The organism is Streptomyces sp. URMC 129 (genome assembly GCF_051386415.1).
Classification (GTDB): Bacteria; Actinomycetota; Actinomycetes; order Streptomycetales; family Streptomycetaceae; genus Streptomyces.
The window spans coordinates 1-21,119 of record NZ_JBPQTQ010000116.1 but is presented as its reverse complement, the minus strand read 5'-3'; the positions used below and the strand labels follow the sequence as shown (position 1 = coordinate 21,119).

23 protein-coding genes and 2 tRNA genes are annotated in these 21,119 nt (G+C 68.7%); 9 read left to right on the top strand and 16 right to left on the bottom strand.

Going from position 1 to position 21,119, the window contains the following annotated elements; genetic code table 11:
- Positions 1-147: 147 nt before the first annotated feature.
- Positions 148-390 (bottom strand): DUF397 domain-containing protein, encoded by a 243-nt coding sequence (locus ACSNOC_RS21665; protein ID WP_436749194.1) that lies wholly within the window; start codon positions 388-390, stop codon positions 148-150.
- A 215-nt stretch (positions 391-605) separates the two neighbouring features.
- On the opposite strand from ACSNOC_RS21665, the gene ACSNOC_RS21660 reads away from it, so the two are divergent.
- The gene (locus ACSNOC_RS21660; protein ID WP_436749193.1) at positions 606-1,247 is read left to right on the top strand and encodes an ATP-binding protein; all 642 of its coding nucleotides are present in this window, start codon (positions 606-608) and stop codon (positions 1,245-1,247) included.
- Here the strand turns inward: ACSNOC_RS21660 and ACSNOC_RS21655 are convergent.
- Positions 1,177-2,664 carry a PLP-dependent aminotransferase family protein gene (locus ACSNOC_RS21655; protein ID WP_436749192.1) on the bottom strand — a complete coding sequence of 496 codons (1,488 nt, stop codon included), beginning with the start codon at positions 2,662-2,664 and terminating at the stop codon, positions 1,177-1,179. The two genes, ACSNOC_RS21660 and ACSNOC_RS21655, sit on opposite strands and share 71 nt — an antisense overlap.
- Before the next feature lie 50 nt (positions 2,665-2,714).
- On the opposite strand from ACSNOC_RS21655, the gene ACSNOC_RS21650 reads away from it, so the two are divergent.
- Entirely contained in the window at positions 2,715-3,179 is a 465-nt protein-coding gene (locus ACSNOC_RS21650) for a carboxymuconolactone decarboxylase family protein (protein ID WP_436749191.1), read from the top strand.
- Positions 3,180-3,290: 111 nt separating this feature from the next.
- Positions 3,291-3,375 (top strand) — tRNA-Leu (locus ACSNOC_RS21645).
- Between the two features lie 91 nt (positions 3,376-3,466).
- On the opposite strand, the gene ACSNOC_RS21640 is transcribed toward ACSNOC_RS21645, so the two are convergent.
- Positions 3,467-3,955: a hypothetical protein gene (locus tag ACSNOC_RS21640; RefSeq protein WP_436749190.1), complete on the bottom strand. Its 489-nt coding sequence runs from the start codon at positions 3,953-3,955 to the stop codon at positions 3,467-3,469.
- A 13-nt stretch (positions 3,956-3,968) separates the two neighbouring features.
- On the opposite strand from ACSNOC_RS21640, the gene ACSNOC_RS21635 reads away from it, so the two are divergent.
- Complete coding sequence (locus ACSNOC_RS21635) at positions 3,969-4,274, top strand: hypothetical protein (protein WP_436749189.1); 306 nt, start codon at positions 3,969-3,971, stop codon at positions 4,272-4,274.
- 181 nt (positions 4,275-4,455) lie between these two features.
- Here ACSNOC_RS21635 and ACSNOC_RS21630 read toward each other — a convergent pair whose 3' ends face one another.
- On the bottom strand, positions 4,456-4,794 hold the full coding sequence (locus ACSNOC_RS21630; protein ID WP_436749188.1) for a histone-like nucleoid-structuring protein Lsr2: 339 nt from the start codon (positions 4,792-4,794) through the stop codon (positions 4,456-4,458).
- A 400-nt stretch (positions 4,795-5,194) separates the two neighbouring features.
- Here ACSNOC_RS21630 and ACSNOC_RS21625 point away from each other — a divergent pair, with 400 nt between their 5' ends.
- On the top strand, positions 5,195-5,803 hold the full coding sequence (locus tag ACSNOC_RS21625) for an MmyB family transcriptional regulator (protein ID WP_436749187.1): 609 nt from the start codon (positions 5,195-5,197) through the stop codon (positions 5,801-5,803).
- Positions 5,804-5,833: 30 nt separating this feature from the next.
- On the opposite strand, the gene ACSNOC_RS21620 is transcribed toward ACSNOC_RS21625, so the two are convergent.
- The 9 genes from ACSNOC_RS21620 to ACSNOC_RS21580 form a co-directional block, all read right to left on the bottom strand.
- A complete protein-coding gene (locus tag ACSNOC_RS21620; RefSeq protein ID WP_436749186.1) occupies positions 5,834-7,030 on the bottom strand; it encodes a UDP-N-acetylglucosamine--N-acetylmuramyl-(pentapeptide) pyrophosphoryl-undecaprenol N-acetylglucosamine transferase in 1,197 nt (398 codons plus the stop codon).
- A complete protein-coding gene (locus ACSNOC_RS21615) occupies positions 7,027-9,177 on the bottom strand; it encodes a B12-binding domain-containing radical SAM protein (RefSeq protein WP_436749185.1) in 2,151 nt (716 codons plus the stop codon). The genes ACSNOC_RS21620 and ACSNOC_RS21615 overlap by 4 nt, the downstream gene beginning before the upstream one ends.
- Positions 9,174-10,133 carry a TauD/TfdA family dioxygenase gene (locus tag ACSNOC_RS21610; protein ID WP_436749184.1) on the bottom strand — a complete coding sequence of 320 codons (960 nt, stop codon included), beginning with the start codon at positions 10,131-10,133 and terminating at the stop codon, positions 9,174-9,176. The genes ACSNOC_RS21615 and ACSNOC_RS21610 overlap by 4 nt, the downstream gene beginning before the upstream one ends.
- 13 nt (positions 10,134-10,146) lie before the next feature.
- Positions 10,147-10,220: transfer RNA gene (locus ACSNOC_RS21605), tRNA-His, on the bottom strand.
- Between the two features lie 24 nt (positions 10,221-10,244).
- Entirely contained in the window at positions 10,245-10,613 is a 369-nt protein-coding gene (locus tag ACSNOC_RS21600) for a hypothetical protein (RefSeq protein ID WP_436749183.1), read from the bottom strand.
- A complete protein-coding gene (locus ACSNOC_RS21595) occupies positions 10,610-11,104 on the bottom strand; it encodes an NUDIX domain-containing protein (RefSeq protein WP_436749182.1) in 495 nt (164 codons plus the stop codon). The genes ACSNOC_RS21600 and ACSNOC_RS21595 overlap by 4 nt, the downstream gene beginning before the upstream one ends.
- 55 nt (positions 11,105-11,159) lie before the next feature.
- Positions 11,160-11,438 (bottom strand): hypothetical protein, encoded by a 279-nt coding sequence (locus ACSNOC_RS21590; protein WP_436749181.1) that lies wholly within the window; start codon positions 11,436-11,438, stop codon positions 11,160-11,162.
- On the bottom strand, positions 11,435-11,797 hold the full coding sequence (locus ACSNOC_RS21585) for a hypothetical protein (RefSeq protein WP_436749180.1): 363 nt from the start codon (positions 11,795-11,797) through the stop codon (positions 11,435-11,437). Before ACSNOC_RS21585 ends, ACSNOC_RS21590 begins: the two co-directional genes overlap by 4 nt.
- On the bottom strand, positions 11,794-12,177 hold the full coding sequence (locus ACSNOC_RS21580; protein ID WP_436749179.1) for an ATP-binding protein: 384 nt from the start codon (positions 12,175-12,177) through the stop codon (positions 11,794-11,796). Before ACSNOC_RS21580 ends, ACSNOC_RS21585 begins: the two co-directional genes overlap by 4 nt.
- 221 nt (positions 12,178-12,398) lie before the next feature.
- Here ACSNOC_RS21580 and ACSNOC_RS21575 point away from each other — a divergent pair, with 221 nt between their 5' ends.
- Both ACSNOC_RS21575 and ACSNOC_RS21570 read left to right on the top strand, forming a co-directional pair.
- On the top strand, positions 12,399-13,727 hold the full coding sequence (locus ACSNOC_RS21575) for a hypothetical protein (RefSeq protein ID WP_436749178.1): 1,329 nt from the start codon (positions 12,399-12,401) through the stop codon (positions 13,725-13,727).
- A 4-nt stretch (positions 13,728-13,731) separates the two neighbouring features.
- Entirely contained in the window at positions 13,732-14,508 is a 777-nt protein-coding gene (locus ACSNOC_RS21570; protein ID WP_436749177.1) for a creatininase family protein, read from the top strand.
- A gap of 129 nt (positions 14,509-14,637) precedes the next feature.
- Here the strand turns inward: ACSNOC_RS21570 and ACSNOC_RS21565 are convergent, their stop codons facing one another.
- Positions 14,638-15,129, bottom strand: a complete 492-nt coding sequence (locus ACSNOC_RS21565; RefSeq protein WP_436749176.1) for a hypothetical protein — start codon at positions 15,127-15,129, stop codon at positions 14,638-14,640.
- A 138-nt stretch (positions 15,130-15,267) separates the two neighbouring features.
- Positions 15,268-16,449, bottom strand: coding sequence for a Dyp-type peroxidase (locus tag ACSNOC_RS21560; protein WP_436749175.1), 1,182 nt, complete (start codon positions 16,447-16,449; stop codon positions 15,268-15,270).
- 103 nt (positions 16,450-16,552) lie between these two features.
- On the opposite strand from ACSNOC_RS21560, the gene ACSNOC_RS21555 reads away from it, so the two are divergent.
- The gene (locus ACSNOC_RS21555; RefSeq protein WP_436749174.1) at positions 16,553-17,896 is read left to right on the top strand and encodes a right-handed parallel beta-helix repeat-containing protein; all 1,344 of its coding nucleotides are present in this window, start codon (positions 16,553-16,555) and stop codon (positions 17,894-17,896) included.
- 7 nt (positions 17,897-17,903) lie between these two features.
- Here the strand turns inward: ACSNOC_RS21555 and ACSNOC_RS21550 are convergent, their stop codons facing one another.
- Positions 17,904-18,563 (bottom strand): hypothetical protein, encoded by a 660-nt coding sequence (locus ACSNOC_RS21550; protein WP_436749173.1) that lies wholly within the window; start codon positions 18,561-18,563, stop codon positions 17,904-17,906.
- A 342-nt stretch (positions 18,564-18,905) separates the two neighbouring features.
- Here ACSNOC_RS21550 and ACSNOC_RS21545 point away from each other — a divergent pair.
- Positions 18,906-21,119 (top strand): SdrD B-like domain-containing protein (locus ACSNOC_RS21545; RefSeq protein ID WP_436749172.1); only part of this gene is annotated, 2,214 nt, incomplete at its 3' end.

The window sequence follows — 21,119 nt, the reverse complement described above, 5'->3', positions numbered from 1 at the left end:
GCCGGACACCCATGGACAGTTTGGTTGATCATGTCCGGACTTTCCCCACCGTGAAGAAGTGGGGGGAAGAGTGTTGAAATCGCGCCCAAGTGTTGCACTGTTCGGGCTAGGCGTACAGTCGCCCCCGGGATACTCAGGGTGAATCAGTCAGTCCCGGCTGATCAGGTCGTCGAAGTCCCCGTCCTTGGCGCCGAGGACGAAGGCGGTTATCTCGGCCCGGGTGTAGATGAGCGCGGGGCCTTGCGGGTCACGGGAGTTGCGGACGGCGACGTCGCCGCCGGGCAGCCCGGCCACCTCGACACAGTTCCCGTTGGGGTTGCTCCGGCCGCTCTTCCGCCAGACCGCTCCTTCGATGCGGCCCGCGGGGACACCGTTGACGAACTCCGGCATGTCCACTCCTACTTCTGCTTCTGGTGCACTGGCCACCTGGGGTGGGGGGTGATGGACGGCTTCTGACCGAATACTGCCCCAGATTCGAGCGTTCTTGCATCTGTTCTTGCATTCGTTCTTTCAGGTGTACTTGCAGCGATACCCTGTGTCGACAAGGATGGGCTGACGGAGCCGCTGCCCGGGGACAGGCAGCCAGGATCGCCGCGGAGGTCGTGATGACAGCTCTCCCGTTCGCCGCCATGGCGCCGTACCGGGCGCCACGGGACAGGGACGGGACCGTTGACGCGGCGGGATTCGCGACGTTTCCCCTGGCCGGATCGGCCGAGACGCCCGGCACGGCCCGCAGCATGACCCGGTCGACCCTGCTCAACTGGGGACTCGGGGACCTGGTGGACGACGCCACGGTCGTCGTGTCGGAGTTAGTGACCAACGCTCTGCGGTACGGGCTGCCCGCAGCGCGGCGCCCGAACCCGCTGCCGCCCGCCAGCGCCGAACAGCCGATCCTGCTCAGCCTGTTGCACTGCGGTGGCTCCGTGCTGTGCGCGGTGTTCGACCCCGGGCACGACGTTCCTCTGGTCAAGGAGCCCAACTACCTGGAGGAGACGGGCCGCGGCCTGCACATCCTGGAGTCCCTGGCCGAGAGCTGGGGCTGGACCACCCCCGATCACCACGGGAAGGCCGTGTGGGCACTGCTGGTCGCCCCGGGCCTCCCGGTGCCCGGACCGCACGGCGGGTCCGGCGACGAGTGGGACCCCCTGACCCGGCTGCTCCTGCTGCTGGAGCTGCTCAACGGCCCGACGTGGCTGAAGGCGCTCGGCGCCTCCGCGGCGGCCCAGGCGGCGGCGAGACAGCGCTGATCGAGGGCGGGAGGATCCCGCACAGCGCGTCGAGGGCCGCCGCGAGCCCGTGGTCGGGCGGCCCCCCGTAGCCGACCACCAGCCCGTCGGCGGGCGGGCAGACGCCGGCCGGGTGACGGAAACGGCCCAGCCCGGCCAGGGCGATGCCCCGCCGCCGCGCCCGTTCCAGCACCGACTCCTCGGTGTCCGGGGGCAGTTCGAGCACGGCGTGCAGCCCGGCCGCGATGCCGGTGACACGCAGGTGCGGCGCCCGTTCGGCCAGGGTGGCGACGAGCTGGTCGCGGCGGCGACGGTAGCGCCCGCGCATCCGCCGGACGTGCCGGTCGAAGCCGCCCGAGTCGAGGAAGTCGGCGAGCGTGAGCTGGTCCAGGCACCCCACGGTCAGCTCCCACGACCCCTTCACCGCGAGCACGTCGTCCACCAGGTGCCCCGGCAGCACCATCCAGCCCAGCCGCATCCCCGGGCTGAGGCTCTTGCTCAACGACCCGACGTAGACGACGCGTTCGGGATCGAGTCCCTGGAGTGCCCCGACGGGCTCCCGGTCGTAGCGGAACTCGCCGTCGTAGTCGTCCTCCACCACCAGGCCGCCCGAGGCACGCGCCCAGTCCACGACGGCGGCCCGGCGGGCGGGGTGCAGCGGGGCCCCGGTGGGGAACTGGTGAGCCGGCGTCAGCAGCGCGGTCCGGGCCCCGCTGCCCGCCAACGCCCCGATGTCCGCGCCGCGTTCGTCCACGGGCACCGGCACCGTGCGCACGCCTTCGGCGGCCAGCAGCTCGTGGTGGAGGAAGAGACCGTAGGACTCGACGGCCATGGCCGCCCGCCGCACCCGCGGAACGGCGGCCAGCAGCCGCAGCGCCTGGTGGGCGCCCGAGCAGACCACGATCCGGTCGGCGCCGGTGCTCACGCCCCGGGCCCGGGCGAGGTAGTCGGCCAGGGCCCGGCGCAGTTCGGGGCGGCCGTGCGGGTCCCCGGGGCCGAACGCCTCGTGCGGCGCGGCCGTCAGAGCGCGGCGGGCCGAGGCGAGCCAGGCCGCGCGCGGGAACGCGCCGGCGTCGGGCCGGCCGGGCAGCAAATCGTGCGCGGGCCGGGAAACGGACCGGGCGGCCGGTCCCGGCCGCTCCCCCGGCCCGCCCCGGGACGCGGCGCGCGGGGCGACCCGCGTACCGGAGCCCTGCCGGGCGACGAGCCAGCCCTCGGCGATCAGCTCGGCGTAGGCGTCGGCGACGGTGTTGCGGGCGATGCCGAGATCGGCGGCGAGCGACCGGGAGGGCGGCAGCCGCGCGCCGGGCGCCAGCCGCCCACCGCGGATCGCCTCGCGCAGCGCCCGCATCAGCCCGGCCCGCACGCCGCCCGCCCGGCCGAGGTCCAGGTGCAGGTCGAGGCCGGTGCCGCCGCAGGAAGTGGCCCAGGATTCCATCCCGCAAGTGGACCACGGCACCGGTCCGCCCCGGCCTTAGGGTCGGTGCCATGACCGCACACGACCACTCCCCCAGGATGGACCTCTCCCAGGCCGCCCCGGCCGTCTACCGGGCGATGCGGACCCTCGACGGCGCCGCCCGCCAGGGCCTGGACACGACGCTCCTGGAGCTGGTGAAGATCCGCGCCTCGCAGCTCAACCACTGCGCGTTCTGCATCGCCATGCACACCAAGGACGCCCGCGCGGCGGGCGAGACGGAGGAGCGGCTCTATCTGCTGAACGCCTGGGAGGAGGTGCCCGGCGCCTACACGGAACGCGAACGGGCGGCCCTGGCCCTGACCGAGGCGATCACGCTCCTCACGGACGGCTTCGTCCCGGACGAGGTGTACGAGCGGGCGGCGAAGCACTTCCCGGAGAAGGAGCTGGCCCACCTGATCGGCGCCATCGTGACGATCAACGCCTGGAACCGGATCGCCGTCTCGACCCGGATGACCCCCCACCTCGACGGCCGGTAACGCCGCGAAGCCATCCGCTTACCCACCGGTACGATGGTGAGAGCAGCCCACGAAACTTGGTATGGTTGCCCATGTCACGGCGGCTTACCACGGCACCGCGGTGATCACCCCGTCCGGGTGGCGGAATGGCAGACGCGCTAGCTTGAGGTGCTAGTGCCCGTTTAAGGGCGTGGGGGTTCAAGTCCCCCCTCGGACACTCACAGAAACCCCGGCTGAGCTGGGGTTTTTCTGTTGCGAAACGGCCTCCGTGACCAGCGGCGTGACCAGCCCGTAAACGATCTTGCTTGTCAGGCGATGGTGGCCAGCCCGATCCGGCCGGCGTTCGAGGCGGCGAGCTTGCGGGCGCCTTCCTCGCGGCGCTTGCCGTAGCGGGCCATGGTGTAGCCGGGCGAGTGGTGGCGGACCTTGGCGGAGACCTCGGCGGGGTTCTCGCCGTTGTCCAGATCGTTGGTGACGAGACTGGCTCGCCAGTCGTGGAGCCGGAACTTCTCCGGGAACCCGAGCCGCTTGCGCAGGGTGCGCCAGCGGCCGGAGACCTTCTGGGGATCCTGCGGCCCGCCCAGCTTGGCCGGATCGCGGAGCTTGAAGGAGTCCCGGGCGAACACGAGGTCGTGGTCGTTCCACGCCTCTCCCACACGGGCCTTCTCGGCCTCCTGGCGCCCCTTCTGGCGCTTGAGGACGTTCATGAGGGCCTGATCGACGTAGATGCGGGCGTTGTCGTCGCCGTCCTTGGTCAGGCGACGCAGGTAGTAGATGTTGCCTTCCTCCACCACCACCCACGAGCTGAAGATGCAGGAGTCGAAGCGCCTGGAGGTTCAGGCCGCACGAGCCCATCGGCTGTACCTGCTCGGCCTTGTCGCGGGCTTCATCATCGGCGCTGGCATGCTCGTCGGCGCGGTGGTCCTGGGCACAGCAGGACAGCCCTGGCTCTCGGCGATGTTCGCCGGCCCCAGTCTCCTCGCTCTGGTGACTATCTTCGTCCTACGGCGGAACGACGGAGCCCAGGCGAAGGCGGTTGAGCGAGCGTCGCGGGCTGCGGCGAACACCGCTGGCCAGCCCGCTCCGGCTCAGCCGCAAGCACCGGCGGCTCCATGAGTGAATGAATTGGTGGTCGAGAATCCGGTGACCTCGACCACAGACCTGCATTCATCCGTGAACAAACCCTGGAATTAACAGGTACGTATTCCTGTGAGGGGTTCTATATCTACCTGGTCGAAACACTTCCGGTCCCCTCCCTCGAAGGTGGGGGCCGGTTCCGGTTTCAACGTCCGGTAGGTCAGTGGGCCTTCGCGTAGGCTTCGCGGACGCTGGCCGGCACCCGGCCGCGCTCGCTGACCTCCAGGCCCTGCTCCTTCGCCCACTCTCGGATCTTGGCAGAGTCCTCAGACGTGCTTGTCGTCGGACGCCTGGCCCCAGCACCGGCCCGCGGAGTGCGGCCGGTCTTCCGGCCGACGTCGATGAACGGGCCGAGGGCCTTGGCCAGCTTGGCGTAGGAAGCTTCGGTCAGGTCGATCTCGTAGTTCACGCCGTCGAGCGAAAAGGTGTGGGTGCTGACGTCCTCGGCTTCCTTGCCGGTGAGGTCATCGGTGTAGACGGTGACAACTTTCTTAGCCATGGCGCGGAGTATAGGCCCCATGAAGGGGCCATCGACAATCGAGTGGAGTAAGTGGCTGCCCGGCTCTGACTTCATGCATTCATTGGCCCGTGTCACTCGATCGGCTTTCGGCGGTTGGCAGTGCCCATGCCCCCAGTCCGACGATGGAGGAAGTTGCGGCTGGCGAGGAGGTGCTGCGCAGTGGCGGGACAAGGCCCACGGCGCCGGGCAGACGATCCCGATGGAATGCCCGCTCAGCTCAAGGCGTGGCGGCTTCGAGCTGGACGTCAGGAGGGCCGGAAGCGTGCGCTCTCCCAGGAGGCCGTGGCGGACCGCGCCAATCACGAATTTCAGTGCCCGTTGGTACTGGGCTCTCGAATCCGGTCGCGAGTTCCACCCGAACCCGTTCATGCTCGGGCGCGTGGTTGATGTCCTCCGACTCGACGCCGAAGAGCGTGGGGTTCTCTTCCGCGGCTTCGGGCTTCACTCCGAACCGAGCCGGGCCAGTGAGGAGGCGTTGGAGGACTTGCAGCTCCTTCTCGACAGCGTTGCACCGCTACCCGCCATCGTCACAGACCTGTATTGGGACGTGCTCGCCTACAACGACGCGTGGGCCACCTGGATGCCCTATGTGAAGCGCAAGGGCGCCAATTCGGCCCGTTTCGTGCTGCTGTCCCGGGAGGGCCGTACAGTGTGCGGAAACAACTGGGAGTGTGTGGCCAGGCAGTTCCTTGCTGGCCTGCGCATGTGCGCGCTGGACCCGCATGTCGACCGGGACCGCCTGGACGCTCTCATGGCCGATGTGCTGAAGGACAAGGACTGCCCGGAACTGTGGGAGCGACACCCAGAAGCGGCCGAGGTGATCGCACCCCGGCCCACCATCTTTCACCTCTCGGCCACCGGCCGCCGACCTTTGAAAGCCCTGATGCACCACGCCAGGCCGATTGCCCTGCCGCAGTCCCGCATGGCGATCATCACGCCCTTGCGGAAGCCTTCAGCGCGGAAGGCGCCGGCGAGAACCAGGCAGTAATCGCTCTGGGTCGACCGGGCAACCGGTCCTTCAGTCGGTAAGTCCGGTGCTCAGGAGCAGCGTTGCCAGGTGCTCCGCGGCGTCGGGGTGACCGAGTCCTCGTGCTGCCGCGCCCATTCGGGTGCGGAGTTCCGCGGAGGCAAGCAGAGGCCCAACGGCTTGTCGCAGGCCCTCGGGAGTCGCGTTGTCGCCGGTGAGTGCAGAGGCGGCGCCCTCGCTCTGGAGGTGGAGTGCGTTGTGCTCCTGCTCGTTGCCGGCGGAGGTGGCAAGGGGGATGAACACGGCTGGTTTGCCGAGGGCGGTGAGTTCCGCGATGGTACCGGCGCCACTGCGGGAAATCACGAGGTCGGCCAGGGCCAGGACGTCGGGGAGTTCGGGGCCGACGAAATCCGTGACGTGATAGTGGTCGCGGAGTTCGGCGGGAAGCTGGGCGGCGTGCTGTCGTGCTTCTTCGATGGAGGTGGCGCCGCACTGGTGGATGACGTTGGCCTGGGACAGGAGCCAGGGCAGGATGGCGCGGACCAGGGTATTGATCTGGACCGAGCCCTGCGCGCCGCCGGTGATGTAGACAGTGGGCAGGCGCCGGTCGAAGCCGGTCAGGGCGAGGGCGGCGACGGCCTTGTCCGGCTGTCCAGTGAGGACTTCAGGCCGGACGGGGTTGCCGGTGACCACGGCGTTCTTCCGGGCGGAGTCGGGCAGCAGGGCCAGAGTGGAAGGCGAAGAGACAGCGACGCGAGTGGCGGCGCGGGCGAGGGTGCGGTTGGCCAGGCCCAGGCGGACGGTCTGCTCATGGATGATCAGGGGGCGGCGGCGCGACTTGGCTGCCAGGCCGATGGGCACGGCGACGTAGCCGCCCGTGGAGAGCACGACATCGGGATTGAAGTCCGCGACGATCGAGCGCGCTTGGGCCGCGCCGATGGGGACGCGGGCCATGTCCTTGACGTTCTGTGCGGACAGCATGCGCAGGGGGTTGGCCGAGCGACGAATCTTGCCGGTCTGGACGGTGCGGAAGGGGATGCCTTCGGCCGCGGTAACGCGGGCTTCCAGACCGTTGGGAGTGCCCACCCACAGCACGTCTAGTCCGACACCGAGGGTGGCCAGTCGGGATTGGGTGGTGCGGATGGCGGTGAGGGCGGGGTAGGTGTGCCCGCCCGTCCCGCCGCCGGTGACGATGAGCCGGAAGGGCCGGTCGAGGGCGGCGAGACGGTGGTCGAGGTCTGCGGTCATGGAGAAGGCAGTTCCATTTCGGACGGCGACGGGTCCGTGACGTGGGGTGTGTGGACTCGGACGATATCAGTCAGTCCGACCTTCGTCAGAACCCTGCCGATGCCCCACGGCGTTCGTCCGAACTGCTCGGTGTAGGTGGCCAGAGTGCGGCATTGCTCGCTGCTCAGGGTGAAGGTTCGCACGCCCGGCTTGCTGAGGAGATAGGTGCGCGGGTCCGGGTCGGCAGTGTCGAGGCGGGCGTCTTCCAGGAGTCGGTCCAGGTCGAAGCGTGCCGTCTGAGTGAGCCTGGCCGGAGGATCGGTGTGGAAGATGTCGGCGAGTTTGAGGCGGTGGAATTCGGCGGCCTCGGTGACCAGTTCGGCCACGAGCCGGTCATTCTCGGTGACTGTCGGGTGGGGTCCCGTGAGCGTCTGTCGGCAGGCTTCGGCGGCCAGGGCCGTGGTATCGGCCAGGGCTTCGGTGATGAGCCGGGTGCGGTAGGTGTAGAGGAGGTTGTTGCCCAGCTCGCCGCTGATGTAGGCATCGATGTGGCCGCGGGCGTAGTCGAGAAGCCGCTCGCGGCTGTTCCAGAGCTGGGTGTCGGTCTCGTCGGCGAAGGCACGCATCACCGTCCGAAGAGCCGGGCCCTGCGGGAGTGCCCGTGCGGTCTCCAGCCAGCGCATCGGGGAGACGCGGTGGGCACGGAGAAGGGCCAGGATCAGGCGGAACAGTCCGTCGTTGTAGAGGGTAGCGACAAGGAGGTTGACCAGGCGGCATTCCTTGTAGTCCACATAGCTCATGCTCGGCAGGACGCTGACGCAGACTTCGTCGGCTTCGGCCGCCCGAATTTCGCGGCCGGCCACTTGGTAGCGGCCGTAGCACCGGGGCAGGACCCGCCAGCGGGTAATCAGGCCGTGTTCGCGCCGGTAGATATCGGCACTCATCTCGGAGCCCGGGAGCAGCGTGAGCTGGAACATGTTGATGCGGTCGAAGCCCCCGTCCATCAGTTCCCGCAGTGCGTTCAGGTGCCGTTCCTTCGAGTCCCGGGGGAGAGCGAGGATGACCTCGCTGTGCGTCCTGGCGCCGGACTGGCGTGCGGCCAGGGCGATGGCCATGAGCTTTCCGGCATCGATGTTCTCGCGCTCCACGGCGGCCAGGACGTCGGTGTCGAGGGACTGCACGGCACCGGACAGGCTGATGGCACCGGGTACCTGGGCGACCGCCGACAGGACACGATCGCGTTGGTTCTTGCCCGTCGTCACGTTGATGACGCGCGGCCAGCCGTATAACTGGCGGCACTCGGCCAGGACCCGGCAGGTCTCGGCGTCCTGAGGAAACATGCCGAAATTGCTGTCCGTGATCAGCAGCTCGTTGCGCGCTGTGCCGGCTTCGATGAGCGGCTGCATGCGCCGACCGATGTAATGCAGCTCCTCTTCGATGCGATCGTGCGGCTTCTGGGCGACCTTCTGAAAGTAGGCGGTGCCTTCCTGGCAGAAGGTGCACTTGAAGGGGCAGCCACGGTTGGTCTGGACAGTCGGCACGAGACGGCCGTCGAAGAACTCGTCCATCAGACCGGCGACGTAGGGCGACGGAACCGACGACAGATGCGGGAGCCTGGGTCGCGGCGGCGAGGCCGCCAGCGTGCCGTCATGGGTCATGAAGTGCACGCCGGGAATGCTTCCGGGCGTCACCTCGCCGTCTTGGAGAGCGAGAAGCAGATCGGCGAACGCTTCCTCGCCCTCGCCCTCCACGTAGAAGTCCACGATCCCGTCGAACCGTTCGTGCCAGAAGCGGGCCTGCTGGTCGGCGTCGAGCGGATAGTGCGGACCGCCCAGGACGACGACGGTCTGCGGGGACCGTTCCTTGATCACCTGGGCGAATTCGAGGGCCAGGTTGGCGTTCCAGATGTAGTGCGAGAAGCCGATCACATCCGGCGCACGGTGGCCGTCGAGGGCTTCGGCGAGCGCTTCCGGGTACTTGAAGATCCGCACCGGCTCCGCGAACCTCATGCGGCCGGCGGCATATGTGGCGATCCCGGCCACGGCCTGCGGCATTGTCTCGGCGGAGATGCCCTGCTGGGTGTAGGTGAGATCCGCCAACCAGACAACGAGCCCCATCCGCGGTAGCTGCCCGGACGGCCCGCTGACCAGGGGAAGGGTCACCTTCATACCGTCGCCTCCGGGTTCCGCAGGAAGATCTGGAGCAGCAGGCGCCGCTCGTCCGGGTGAAGCTGTTCCTGGCCGTCGCCGAGCGGTTCGCGACCGTGACAGCACAGGTGCTGGTTGACGATCACCAAGTCCCCCCGGTTGAGGAGGAAGCGGCGCTGCTGCGCGATCAGCTCCTGTTCCAGGGCGCGGGCAGCCTTCGTATGCGGATCGTCCGGGTCGGCGCCAGCGAGCATCTTGGCGGTGAAACGGACGAAGCCCTTGCTCTTGGACAGGCCGTCGAGGACGGGGAAAGGGTTCCACTCGCGTCCCACGCCCGTCAGGTCGTGGAAGCTGCCGTCCCGGTACGCCTCCTCGGACAGAAGCCTGAGGTCGGCAGGCCCGAGACGGGAGACGGCGCGACGGAGCTGGGATACCAGGCTCTCGCCCCGACCGCGCGGGTCGGGCCGGATACACAACAGAGCGCTGTAGTCCGGGGGGAGGGTGGAATTCACGACGTCGATGTGCAACGGGTTGTAGCCGGTACCGGTGGCACGCATCGGATCGATGTCCGTGTTCGTCCCCAGCGGCTTCCACAGCGGCCACCGGTCGAATGCCCGCAGCGGGCTCGCCAGAAGCGATAACAGCGCCGTCACCGCGCGCAGACCGTTCTCCGGGGAGCCGCAGGCGTCCAGCAGCGGGCCCAGCTCCAGCACGGCGAAACCATCGCCGCCCACCTGGTTGAGCAGCGCGTCGCACGTGGCGATCACCTCGCTCATACCGGTCAGACCCCGGAGCGCCGAGCGGTACTCCGCCCAGGTACGCGGTGACAGCAATCCAGCGTCCAACTGCCAGTCGGGAAGCGTTGCCGCCACCTTGCCCATTTCGTTCGTCAGACTCTCGGGCAGTTTCACGCGGTTCTGGTGTTCCGTTTGATTCATCGCGCCTTCCTCCTGCGAATCGGACTCGACGTACGCCATGGGGGGGGTGGTGCGCCCGGAGTCGGATCCGAACCGACAATCAGCGCTTTTCACAAACGCCTGCCAGGCCATTTGGCTAGTCCGGGCTGTTCGCTTCCTCGATAACTCGCCTCAGTGAGGAGAGTCGTCCTGGCCGCCCATTTCCTCGGCCGTCAACGCCTCCATGGCCGCAGCTTCGTGCGGACAGGGATGGGCCGGAGGACGGTCCGGATACATGGCGTCCGCCTTGCCGGGGTCTTCGCCCAGCCACCGCAGCGCCCTGCGGTGCAGGGCGTACCACCACTCGTCCAGCCGACCGACCGCGTTCCAGTCCGGGGCGGCCTGATACGTCCAGTACCAGCGTTCGTCCAGCCTGCCGAGCAGATCGATCACCACGGCCCGGGAAGACGCGGGCGGCGTGCGGGACATGACCACCTCGACCCCGGGGAGGGAGATCACCAGCAGGCTCGACGCTCCCGGCTCCCTCTCGACCCGGATCACGCGGCCACCGTTCCGTTCGCTTCCGGGTGGCCGACGAGGTAGCGCACCGGAGCCCCGCCCAGGGCTTCGAGAGCGGCCTTGATACGCCACTCCGTGTAGGGCGCAACGATGTCGCTCAGGTACTCGGGGAAAACCCACAGGTAGTCCACGAGTTCGTCCTCCGGCAGGACGATCCGGGTGTCCTCGGGGACAGTGCCGCAGTCGAAGACGTGGTTCGTCCCCTCCTTCACCTCCCCGTTCGCGGGCATCCAGTGCACGACCAGGAGCGCGCCCGGAACCAGCAGCAGCCCCGTCTCCTCGAACACCTCCCGCCGGCAGGCCGCCGCAGCATGCTCCCCCGGCCGTGCGCTGCCGCCGACGAGCCCGAAACGGTCCGCGCCCCTCTTGTACGCCTTCTCCACCAGCAACACCCGCCCCTTGTCGCTACGGATGAGCGCCAGACCGGCCGACCGACGCCGCGGCGGGCAGGTGAAGTCAGACTCGACGTGCATGAATTCCCTTTCACTGGATACGGAACTGCTGATTCGCCGACAGCACGGCGAAGTCTCAGTCGTGCTCGCCGGTGTCGTCGGTGTCGTCGGTGAAGATGCGGGCCAGCAGCTCGTCCTCCGGCGTCTCCGCGAGGCGCTTCAACGCCACCGCCGCGACGATCGCCGCCCGACCCTCTTCCGCAAAGCGGGGATCGGCCGACCGCCTGGCACTCTCCCGGCGGATGCGCCGCCGTCGCGGGCTCACCAGCAACACAGGCCAGGACCACAGGAAATGCAGGTGCCACCACATCTCGACGGACAGGCGCCACGCCTCCCACCGCGACAGCTTCTTCATGAGCTGCCTCCGGGGCCGAGCGTGCCAGTGGCCACCAGCACTGTCGGTACCGGGCGAAGCGACAGCTCCCAGACCAGCGAGGAGGAAGAGAATGAATAAATAAAGACTTCACCAGCCGCCAGACGGAACGACGTCTCCTCGCTGGCCACTTCACGACTCCAGCCGTCCATCGCCTTACGGGCCACCGCATCGTCATCGGTAAGGGAGTCGGTGGCGGCGATCCCCCGGCTCCGCACCCACTCCTGGACCGCGGAAACCTCGGTCGAGAACGCGTCACCCAGGTGAAGCATCCGAGGCTCCGGAGACCACGAGTACGCGATGAACTCCGCCCGGAATGCGACAGGAAGCACTTCGGTCACAGCGCCTCCCGTTCCTCGCCGGACAGGCGACAACGGAACGACACGGCTTTCCCCCAGGGACTCTCAGCCGCGAGGAAGTACAGCTCACCGGCCATCTCCCGCAGCAGCCACAGCCCACGCCCCGACTCCGCCCCCCACTCCGGCTCCCTGACCTCGGGCAAGGCACTCGAACGGTCAAAGACCGAGACCACGGCCTGATATCCAGCACTGGTCACTTCCAGGCAGCACCGCGGGTCAGGCACATGCCGGAGCACATTGGTCAGCAGCTCCGACACCCCGAAGCAACCCAGTTCAATGGACTCTCGTGGAGCCCCCCAGCCCACCAGCACACCCCGAACCACCCGCCGCCACTGCTGAATTTCCTGCTCACGAACCGACATCCGCCATGCATGTGTGTCACGGCCAGCTGCGGCCTGGACTGCTCGAACCCGCATCGACCCTCCCGGCTGTCCGTAGCGTTGGCCACCGTGCGGTATCTCGCGCCAAAGCCTGGTACTCGCGCTCAGACCGCACCAGCCCCAGCTGATTACCCACCTTGGGCAGATCACAGCCTGTAGAACTTCGGCTACACTTCACGTGATCGCATCACTGGAGCGTTCCCATGGCTGAATCCCGTCCGTCGGCTGGACTCCCGGAGCGGCTGCTGCGCGACGACGAGATGGTTCGAGCTTGCAAGGACCGGAACTTCGCCAGAATCTTCGAGCTTGTCAAACGGGTGGGCGTTTACCCGTCGCTCATCGCTCGACGCTGTGAGCTGACGCCCAGTCGGGTCGGTGAGGTGATGAAGGGACAACGGACGCTCCGAGATATGACGGTGATTGAGCGCGTAGCCGATGGGCTCGGCATCCCGGGTCATATGCTCGGCCTTGCCCCGCGCGTCTGGGAGTCCGGCAACGTGCTGGGGGCAGCAGCACCCGCCGTGGCTCGCCGTCCCGAGGAGTGGGGACCGCACACCATCGCCACCCAGACGTGGTCGTCGCATCCCGGTGCCAGTCCCCAGGACAGCGAGTTCACCCTGTCCCTGATTGAGAGCCAACTTCCCCAGCATTACCGGGGCGCGAACTACTTCGGCGCACGGATAGCCATCCCTCCGGTGCTCCACCAGGCCCACAGCCTGACTCAACTCCTGGAAGCAACGAACAGTCATCCGCGGCAGGCCCTGCTTCGCACGGGCAGCAGGGTTGCCGAGTTCCTGGGATGGCTCTTTCAAGACTCGGGGGACTTCCGAGCCGCTGCCTACTGGTCGGACCGTTCGATGGAATGGGCTCAAGAGGCCGCAGATGACCGTATGCAGTCGTATATCCTTTTCCGCAAGGCCAACCAGGCGACGGCACAGTTGCAATCAGACAGGGCAGTCGGCCTTGCTCGCGCGGCTCAGCGCATACCGGGCCTTACGCCGCAGATCACCGCTCTTGCAGTTCAGCAGGAGGCCCAGGCATACGCACGCATGCGGAATCCCAAGGCCGCACTGGCCAAGTTCGACGAGGCCCAAACACTGGCCTCGGATCACACCCCCAGTGACCCGCAGGCGACTCTGGATACCTCCTACTGCACACCGACGTACATCGAGATGCAACGAGCCAACTGCTGGATCGAACTCGGAGACGCCAGGCGAGCAGTTGCGCTCTTCGAAGCCGAGTTGGCCTCGCTCCCCAAGGTCTACCGGAACGACCGGGGCGTGTACCTCGCACGCCTTGCCCGCGCCTACCTCGCATCCACCGAGTACGAGCAGGCAGCTAAGGCCGCCACAAACGCTCTCGCCATCTACAGCCAGACCGGATCGGCCCGCACTATGATCGAGCTGGATAATTTTGCCGATAGCGCAGCCAAACTGCCCAAGTCACCAGCAATAGACGAATTCCTGGAGCGGTTTCAAGCTCGACAAGCGGGCTTCGCCACCTCACCATCTGGCAACAATGAGGGATGCTGAGGTCATGCACGACCTCATGACGCAGGCAACCACCGCTGACGTGCGCGCACGGGGCTCAGCCGTTGCCGTGCTCCCTATCGGCAGCTTCGAGCAGCACGGTGATCACCTCCCGCTCATCACGGACACGGTGATCGCTTCCCTCCTCGCCCGCAGAATCGCCGACGACTACGGCCTGTTCCTGCTGCCGCCCCTCACGATCTCGTGTTCCCACGAGCACGCCGCCATGCCCGGCACGGTGAGCATCAGTGCGACGACGCTCTACGCCCTCGTCAACGACGTGTGGCGGTCACTGGAGGCATCCGGTGTGCCGGGGTTGATCATCGTCAACGGGCACGGAGGCAACTACGTCCTGGGGAACGCCGTCCAGGAACTCAACGTCGCCGGGGCCCGCGTCGCCCTCTTCCCGGCCCCGGAGGACCGCCGCCAGGCCCGCGTGGATGCCTGTCTCGAAAGCAGCAGCGACGACGACATGCACGGCGGGGAGTTCGAGGTCTCGCTGCTGCTCCACGGTGCACCTCATCTCGTGGGCAGCGGCATAGCCGACAGCGACCACTCAGCGCCGTCCCGGCCCCACCTGCTCACCCTGGGCATGGCCGGCTACACAAACAACGGCATCATCGGCCGCCCTTCACTCGCCACCGCGGCCAAGGGCAAGGCACTCCTGGACAGCCTGTCCGACGCCGCACGGGCTCACCTGGCATTGTTCCCCCCGCCGAGCACGGCTGCGAGTCCGGGCGACTCCGGAGCCCAGGAGGCTGATGGGCTCCCAGCAGACGAATGAATGAGTCTCACGACTCGCCCGGCGGGCTGGGCGTGGACAACGCGTGCACAACAGCGGTCGGGAGCAGTCAGAAAGGCCCAGGTGGAGGGCAGGAAGCACTTGGCCGCTCCCGCCGCTAGCCGAGGGATATCATCGCGGGTCAGAGACCTGGTGACCTGGTGTCCGGGGTGGCAGTTCAAGTCCCCCCTCGGACACGACCAGTACACCACCGCGTGGTGCTGGCCGGTACTCGGCCAGCACCTCTTTCTTTTCGCGGTCGTAGGTCGAGCGTAGCCCCAGATGGCGGTAGACCTCCGCCTTGGCGGCGGGGTCGGCCCGGCGCAGTGCGGTCGGCAGGCCGCCGACAGCGTCGACGAGGTCCTTGATCTCCTGGCGGGTCATCCGCCGCGTGAGGCTGGTGGGGCTGTTGATCTTCTTCAGCCGGGTTTCGGCTGCCAGTCGCTCGGCCCGGACCTCGCGGCTCCAGGTGGCGACCAGGGCGGGGTCGGCTCCGGCTTCCAGGGCGGCGCGGTGGCGGGCGAGCTTGCGGTCGCAGTCCGAACAACGGCGAGCATTCAGCTCACGGTGTCCCGACAGACCGACCACCGACGGCATCCACGACCTCCCGAGGAGCGACAGCACAACAAGGCCGCTCCTCCCACGGGACCTCCCGCCCTACACGCGACCAGCGGAAACACAGTTCTCAAGCCGGGAAGGACAACAGCTTCTCGGGGATGCGGTCGATTCGTAGCTGCGGAGGTCACATGTGGTGATCGTGGATCAGCCGAACAGGGTGGAACCGAGCGGGCGTCGCGCGTCGTAGCCGGGGAGGATCAGGAAGGTCGCGGTGGCGGTCGTGGTGGTGAAGGGCAGCAGCGCGTCGGAGGTGTCCATGCGGGTGAGCGTGGCCGTGAAGGTCCGCAGGTCGTTCTGGAAGCTGATGAAGAGCAGACCGGGGGCGGGGTCGTCGATGCTGTAGGAGCGGCGGAGCATATGGCCGACGCCGACCACCGTGGGGTTCGCCCTGCGTACGTGGGCGTCCACGGGGACGAGATAGCGCCCGTCGGGCGTCTTGGCGCTGAGTCCGGGGGCCGAGTCGACGCTGCCGCCGGAGAGGGGTACGCCGCTGGCCCGGCGCCGCCCGAAGACCGCCTCCTGCTCGGCGACGGACAGGGCGGCGAACCGTGTCAGGTCGATTTCCATGCGCCGTAGTACGGCCAGGGTGCCGCCGGCGACCGCGGAAGGGTCGGCCAGCCACAGGTCACGTTCCTGCTCGGCGGTGGTGTGCGGGCCCACGATGCCGTCGATGAAACCGAGCAGGTTGCGCGGAGCGGAGCGGTCCTCGGCCACGGGCACCTCCGCACCGCGGCGTCCGAATTGCCGCCAGCGCTCCTGGATGCGGTCGCCGGCCTGGTCCAGGAGCGCGGCGGCCGCGACCGGCAGGAGCAGGGCGTCGCCGGCGCAGATCTGGATCAGCAGATCACCGCCGCGTTCCCGCTCGGCGACACGCTCGCGGGAGAACCGCGGGAGGTCGGCCGCGCCGGGCAGGGTGGCACCGGCCGTCCGTACCAGCCGTGGGCCCACGCCGACGGTCACGGTCATATCGCCGGGGGACAGGCCCAGCAGCCGTGGGTCGGACCCGGCGGTGAGGGTCTGGATGGTCTCGCCGAGCTCGGCCAGCAGAGGGCCGGGCATCACCGTGGCGCCGAGGTCAGCCACCAGGGCCAGCAGGTGGGGCTGGGCCGACCGGGGAAGCGTCACGCCCGCCTGATACCGGCCCGTCACCGCGACCGGCGTGGGCGCGACCGGCGTGGGCGTGGCCGACGCGGAAGGGGCGGGATCGCCGGACCGGTCGGACCGGGCGGAGTCCCCTGAGTACCCGGCGAGGAGACCGGCGGCCACCGTGACACCCGTGGCATCGAGGAACGCGCGGCGTGACGGGGGACGGTCGGCACGGTGCATGATGCGTACCATGCCACACCCGGCCTGAGACTGCCGCTCAACCAGCATGGTGCTGGCGGGAGTTCGACGTCCCAGCGGGGCGACGCCGTGCCAGACTGGGATCATGTCTCGATTAGCTCTTCGCGTGATGACGGCTGCTGCCCTGGGCGCACTGGCGCTGGTGACCGGATGCAGCGGCGGTGGCGACGACGGATCGGGCGAGGGTCGGCGGCCGGACGGCGCGGAGGTGACGATCCGGGTGCCTGCCGACGCTCCGACGATCTCGGACGCGGTGTCCCTGGCCCGGCCCGGTGACCTGGTCCTGGTGGCGCCGGGCGTGTACCACGAGTCGGTGCTGATCGACACGGAGCGCATCACTTTGCGGGGCGAGTCCCGGGCAGAGGTGGTCATCGACGGGCAGCTGCGGCGGCCGAACGGTGTGGTGGTCACGGCGCCCGGGGTGGCCGTGGAGAACCTGACCGTGCGGAACAACACGCACAACGGGGTGCTGGTCACCGGTTCGGCGGCGGCGGTCGACGCACTGCCGGGGAGCGGTGGCTACGACACCGGCGACGAACCCGTCAACCTCTTGGATTCGTTCCGGGTATCGCATGTGACCGCGACCCGTAACGGCCTCTATGGCATCTACGCGTTCTCCGCGCAGAACGGTGTCATCGAGCACTCCTACACCTCGGGCGGGGCGGACTCCGGGATCTATGTCGGTCAGTGCAGGCCGTGCCGGATCGTGGTGCGGGACAACGTCTCCGAACTCAACGCGGTCGGTTACGAGGGCACCAACGCCAGCGGTGACATGTATGTGGTCGGCAACCGTCTGGTCGGCAACCGTGTCGGACTGACCATCAACTCCGACCACCAGGAGAAACTGCTCCCGCAGCGCGACGCCGTCATCGCGGGCAACCTGATCGCGGACAACCAGCAGCCGCAGACCCCCGAACAGGCCGACGGCGGCTGGGGCATCGGCATCGGCGTCGACGGCGGCAGCGACAACCGGTTCATCCGCAACCGGGTCACCGGCAACAGCAACGCCGGGCTCGTGATCACCGCGACCGCCGACCTGACGGCGGACCGCAACCAGATCACGGACAACACCTTCACCGCCAACGGCGTCGACATCGGCTGGACGTTCCCGACCGCCACCGGGGGACAGGGCAACTGCCTGGAGGGGAACGAGCTTCGGACGACCGTGCCCGCGGGGCTCGCGTCCACCGCGTCCTGCCCTGTCCCCGCCACATCCCCCACGCCCTCCGGCAGTTGGCGCGGCCCGGCGGCGCCCGCGGGCATTCCTTTCACCGACGTGGCCGAGCCCGGCCCGCAGCCGGAGTTCCCGGGGGCCGGCACGACCGGCGCCACCGTCGTGCCGGACGTTCCGGTGCTGCCGGTCATCGCGGACATCGCGCTGCCGTCGCCGTCACTGCTCGCCGACGGCGCGCGGGTACAGACCTCGTGAGCGGCGGCTACGGCGCCGGGGTGGCTCCCGGCAGCGGCTGGACGGGGACATACGCCTGGGTGTCGAAGTCGAAGACCACCGGCTCGGGCGCGGAGGCGATATCGGCCTCGACCCGGTACATGGTGCCGTCCGAGCCGATCCAGTACCGCACGGTCTGTGACGTACTGGTGCTGGTGTCGCCGCCAGGGACATCGGCACCGGAGTCGGCCTGGGCACGCGGCCCGCTCATGATGTCCGTCCGATGGCCGCGTACCTGCTCCTGCCCGACCCAGGTGGCGCCGTTCTGCGGCAGCAGCGCGGCGTTGTCCGGCCGGTCGCTGCCGAGCTCGAGCACGATGGCCAGCGCACTGTCCAGGGTCATGCCGGATGTCAGCAGCGGACGGCTGTGCCAACCGGACGCGGGCGGCGACGCCGGGACAACCGCCGGGGGGTCCGCCATGGGATGGACGAGGACGGTGGTGGGCGTCCACTGGATCAGCCCGTCGCTGGACGTGTCGCGCCCGGTCCCTCGCACCACCCCGTAACCAGTGTGGGTGCGGTAGTCGACTGACGCGGTGATGACCAGCCCACCGGCGACGTTCGGCACGTTGATCGTCACTGCCCGGCCTCCGGCCTGGTAGTTGAGGAATCGCGTGACTGCCAGCCGGTTCGCTTCGTCCGAGGTCAACGCCCGCGGGGCGGCAGGGCCGTCGCCGTCGCCGAGGAGGACGAAGGCGCCGGCAGCGGCAGCCGCGACGCAGACGGCGGCTGCCGCTGCCCAACGTAATCGTGGCCACCGGCGACGCTGCTTGACGCTGGTGCTCCGCGCGCTGCGGCTCCGCGCCTTGATGCCCCGCGCCTTGACGTCCCGGGCTCTCCTACTCCATATGCTCCGCACGCGGCGTGAGCATAACAGTTCGCACCGTGGCCCCCATGAACTTCGCGGTTGGCCAGCCACTACGGCCCGTCAACTTGTAGTCTCTGCGCGTAAGTTGCTGAGTTTGCATTGGCTCAGGATGAGGGGAGCGCTATGCGATTAGGTGTACTGCTGCGGATGGGGCTGTCCGGCGCGCTCCTGATAGGAGGCGGCGCGGGCGCGACCCTGGCCGGCGCCGGGCAGGCCGGAGCCGCGGCCTCCGACGGCACCCTGACCGTCGAGGTCCTGCGGGACTTCTTCGGCACCGGCGTGATCAACGCGACCATGGACGTGCCCCAACAGGGAATCCAGGTCGATGTCATCGACCCCGCGGGCAACCGTGTCACCGGTGTCACGGATGTCACCGGAAGGGTCGTCGTGCCGCCGTCGAGCGAGCTGACCGGCGGCCGGTACCGGGTCGATGTCACCGTCCCGGAACCGTACCAGGACTATCTGCGGGCGGCGCCCGCCTCGACCGAACCGAACCACTTCGACAGCTTCACCACGTACGTGGACGTCTCGGACGGCAAGGACGACTCGGTGACCACCGGGGTATGGAACCCGGCCGACTACGCACTTCCCGACTCCCGTTACTTCGTGCCGATCCAGAGCGGCGCGGGCGGGACGGACACCCGGGCACTGGTGGCGTTCGGGACGGACGCCCGGGGCACCTGTCCCGAGCAGGAGGCGTGCCCGGAGGTCCTCAACACCCAGGACCAGGTGGGCACGACCTACGGGCTGGCCTACGACCGGTACCGCGACCGGCTGTTCCAGTCGGCGTTCGCGCGGCGGTACACCGAGTACGGGCCGGAGGGCGGTGGCGCGATCTACGTCCAGCCGGCCGACGGCGGCGCCCCGACGCTGTTCGCGACGGTGCCGGACGCCACGGAGACACCGCACGACACCGGCAACCTGATCAAGGACGCCGGGTTCACCGACGCGCCGGGGAAGGAGAGCATCGGCGGCCTGGCCCTGTCGGAGGACGGCTCGACCCTGTACGCGGTGAACCTGCTCACCCGCAGCCTGGTCAGCTTCGACGCGACCGGGCCCACGGCCTCGGCGCCCGAGGAGACCGTGCCGATCCCCGACCCGGGCTGCGCGTCGGCCGGGGACTGGCGTCCGTTCAGTGTGGCCGCCCACGACGGCAGCCTGTATGTCGGGGGCGTGTGCAGCGCCGAGAGCACACAGGACCGTGCGGACCTGAGGGCCGTCGTCGCCACCTATGACGGCGAGGAATTCACCACCGTGCTGTCCCAGCCGCTGGACTTCGAGCGCGGCAGCGTGTTCACCAACAACTCCGGCCGCGACCAGGTCAACCACTGGAACCCGTGGAACACCGACCTGGCGGACTGGGACTCCTTCCAGGTGGGCGGCGCGATGATCAATCCGCAGCCGGAGCTGGCCAGTATGGCCTTCACCCGCGACGGCTCGCTGATCCTCGGCTTCCGCGACCGGTTCATGGACGTCGTGAGCTGGGGCGGGCTGGACCCGAGGCCGGGCAACGACACACCGCAGAACGGGATGGCCGGCGGCGACATCAGCATGGCCTGCGCCAGGCCCGACGGCGGGTACGACTGGGAAGGCACCGGAATCTGCCCCGACCACGCCACGGACCCGACCCTTGACGGCGTCCAGCCCGGCAGCGTCGTCGAGTACTTCCCCGGTGATTTCTTCCCGAACGGCGGCTCCGCGACCCAGCCCGGGCCGCACCAGGAGTCCGCCCTGGGATCGGTCGCCTACATCCCGCAGCAGCAGTGGATCGTCAGCACCCAGATGGACCCGACCGGCCGGGTCATCACCAACGGAACCGGCTACTACGACGTCGCCACCGGCCTCGGCCCCGGCAACGACCCGGTGAACAACGCGTACGAGTTCGTCGGCCCGAACCAGAACGGGTTCGGCAAGGCCGGCGGCCTCGGCGACATCGCGTACGCCGCGGCGAACGCACCGATCCAGATCGGCAACGTGGTCTGGTACGACGGCGACCGCAACGGCCTCCAGGACCCGGGGCACGTACTGCTGCCGGGTGCGACGATCAACCTCCTGGACGCCGATGGCGAGCTGGTCGCCACGACCACGACCGATGCCGCCGGTGAGTACTACTTCGGCGGGGTCGGCGCGGACTACCAGCTGACACCGGGCGCCGAGTACACCGTGCAGTTCGATGTCTGCACGGCGGACACCAGCGGGGTACCGGGCCAGCCGCCCGCCACCGACCTGCGGTTCACCCTGCCGCGCGCCGGTGACGACCCGGTCCACGATTCCAATGTGACCCCGCCGACCTCCGGCCGGCTCTGCAACGGCTACGCCCCGGTCACCGCGCCGGAC

Excerpts from the sequence above, each read along its gene's own strand:
- ACSNOC_RS21575 (WP_436749178.1), top strand. The coding sequence starts at position 12,399 with ATGGCTGAATCCCGTCCGTCGGCTGGACTCCCGGAGCGGCTGCTGCGC.
- ACSNOC_RS21610 (WP_436749184.1), bottom strand. The coding sequence starts at position 10,133 with ATGGCGTACGTCGAGTCCGATTCGCAGGAGGAAGGCGCGATGAATCAA.
- ACSNOC_RS21595 (WP_436749182.1), bottom strand. The coding sequence starts at position 11,104 with ATGCACGTCGAGTCTGACTTCACCTGCCCGCCGCGGCGTCGGTCGGCC.
- ACSNOC_RS21620 (WP_436749186.1), bottom strand. The coding sequence starts at position 7,030 with ATGACCGCAGACCTCGACCACCGTCTCGCCGCCCTCGACCGGCCCTTC.
- ACSNOC_RS21570 (WP_436749177.1), top strand. The coding sequence starts at position 13,732 with ATGCACGACCTCATGACGCAGGCAACCACCGCTGACGTGCGCGCACGG.
- ACSNOC_RS21655 (WP_436749192.1), bottom strand. The coding sequence starts at position 2,664 with ATGGAATCCTGGGCCACTTCCTGCGGCGGCACCGGCCTCGACCTGCAC.
- ACSNOC_RS21560 (WP_436749175.1), bottom strand. The coding sequence starts at position 16,449 with ATGCACCGTGCCGACCGTCCCCCGTCACGCCGCGCGTTCCTCGATGCC.
- ACSNOC_RS21580 (WP_436749179.1), bottom strand. The coding sequence starts at position 12,177 with ATGTCGGTTCGTGAGCAGGAAATTCAGCAGTGGCGGCGGGTGGTTCGG.
- ACSNOC_RS21555 (WP_436749174.1), top strand. The coding sequence starts at position 16,553 with ATGTCTCGATTAGCTCTTCGCGTGATGACGGCTGCTGCCCTGGGCGCA.
- ACSNOC_RS21650 (WP_436749191.1), top strand. The coding sequence starts at position 2,715 with ATGACCGCACACGACCACTCCCCCAGGATGGACCTCTCCCAGGCCGCC.
- ACSNOC_RS21635 (WP_436749189.1), top strand. The coding sequence starts at position 3,969 with ATGCAGGAGTCGAAGCGCCTGGAGGTTCAGGCCGCACGAGCCCATCGG.
- ACSNOC_RS21615 (WP_436749185.1), bottom strand. The coding sequence starts at position 9,177 with ATGAAGGTGACCCTTCCCCTGGTCAGCGGGCCGTCCGGGCAGCTACCG.
- ACSNOC_RS21665 (WP_436749194.1), bottom strand. The coding sequence starts at position 390 with ATGCCGGAGTTCGTCAACGGTGTCCCCGCGGGCCGCATCGAAGGAGCG.
- ACSNOC_RS21590 (WP_436749181.1), bottom strand. The coding sequence starts at position 11,438 with ATGAAGAAGCTGTCGCGGTGGGAGGCGTGGCGCCTGTCCGTCGAGATG.
- ACSNOC_RS21630 (WP_436749188.1), bottom strand. The coding sequence starts at position 4,794 with ATGGCTAAGAAAGTTGTCACCGTCTACACCGATGACCTCACCGGCAAG.
- ACSNOC_RS21660 (WP_436749193.1), top strand. The coding sequence starts at position 606 with ATGACAGCTCTCCCGTTCGCCGCCATGGCGCCGTACCGGGCGCCACGG.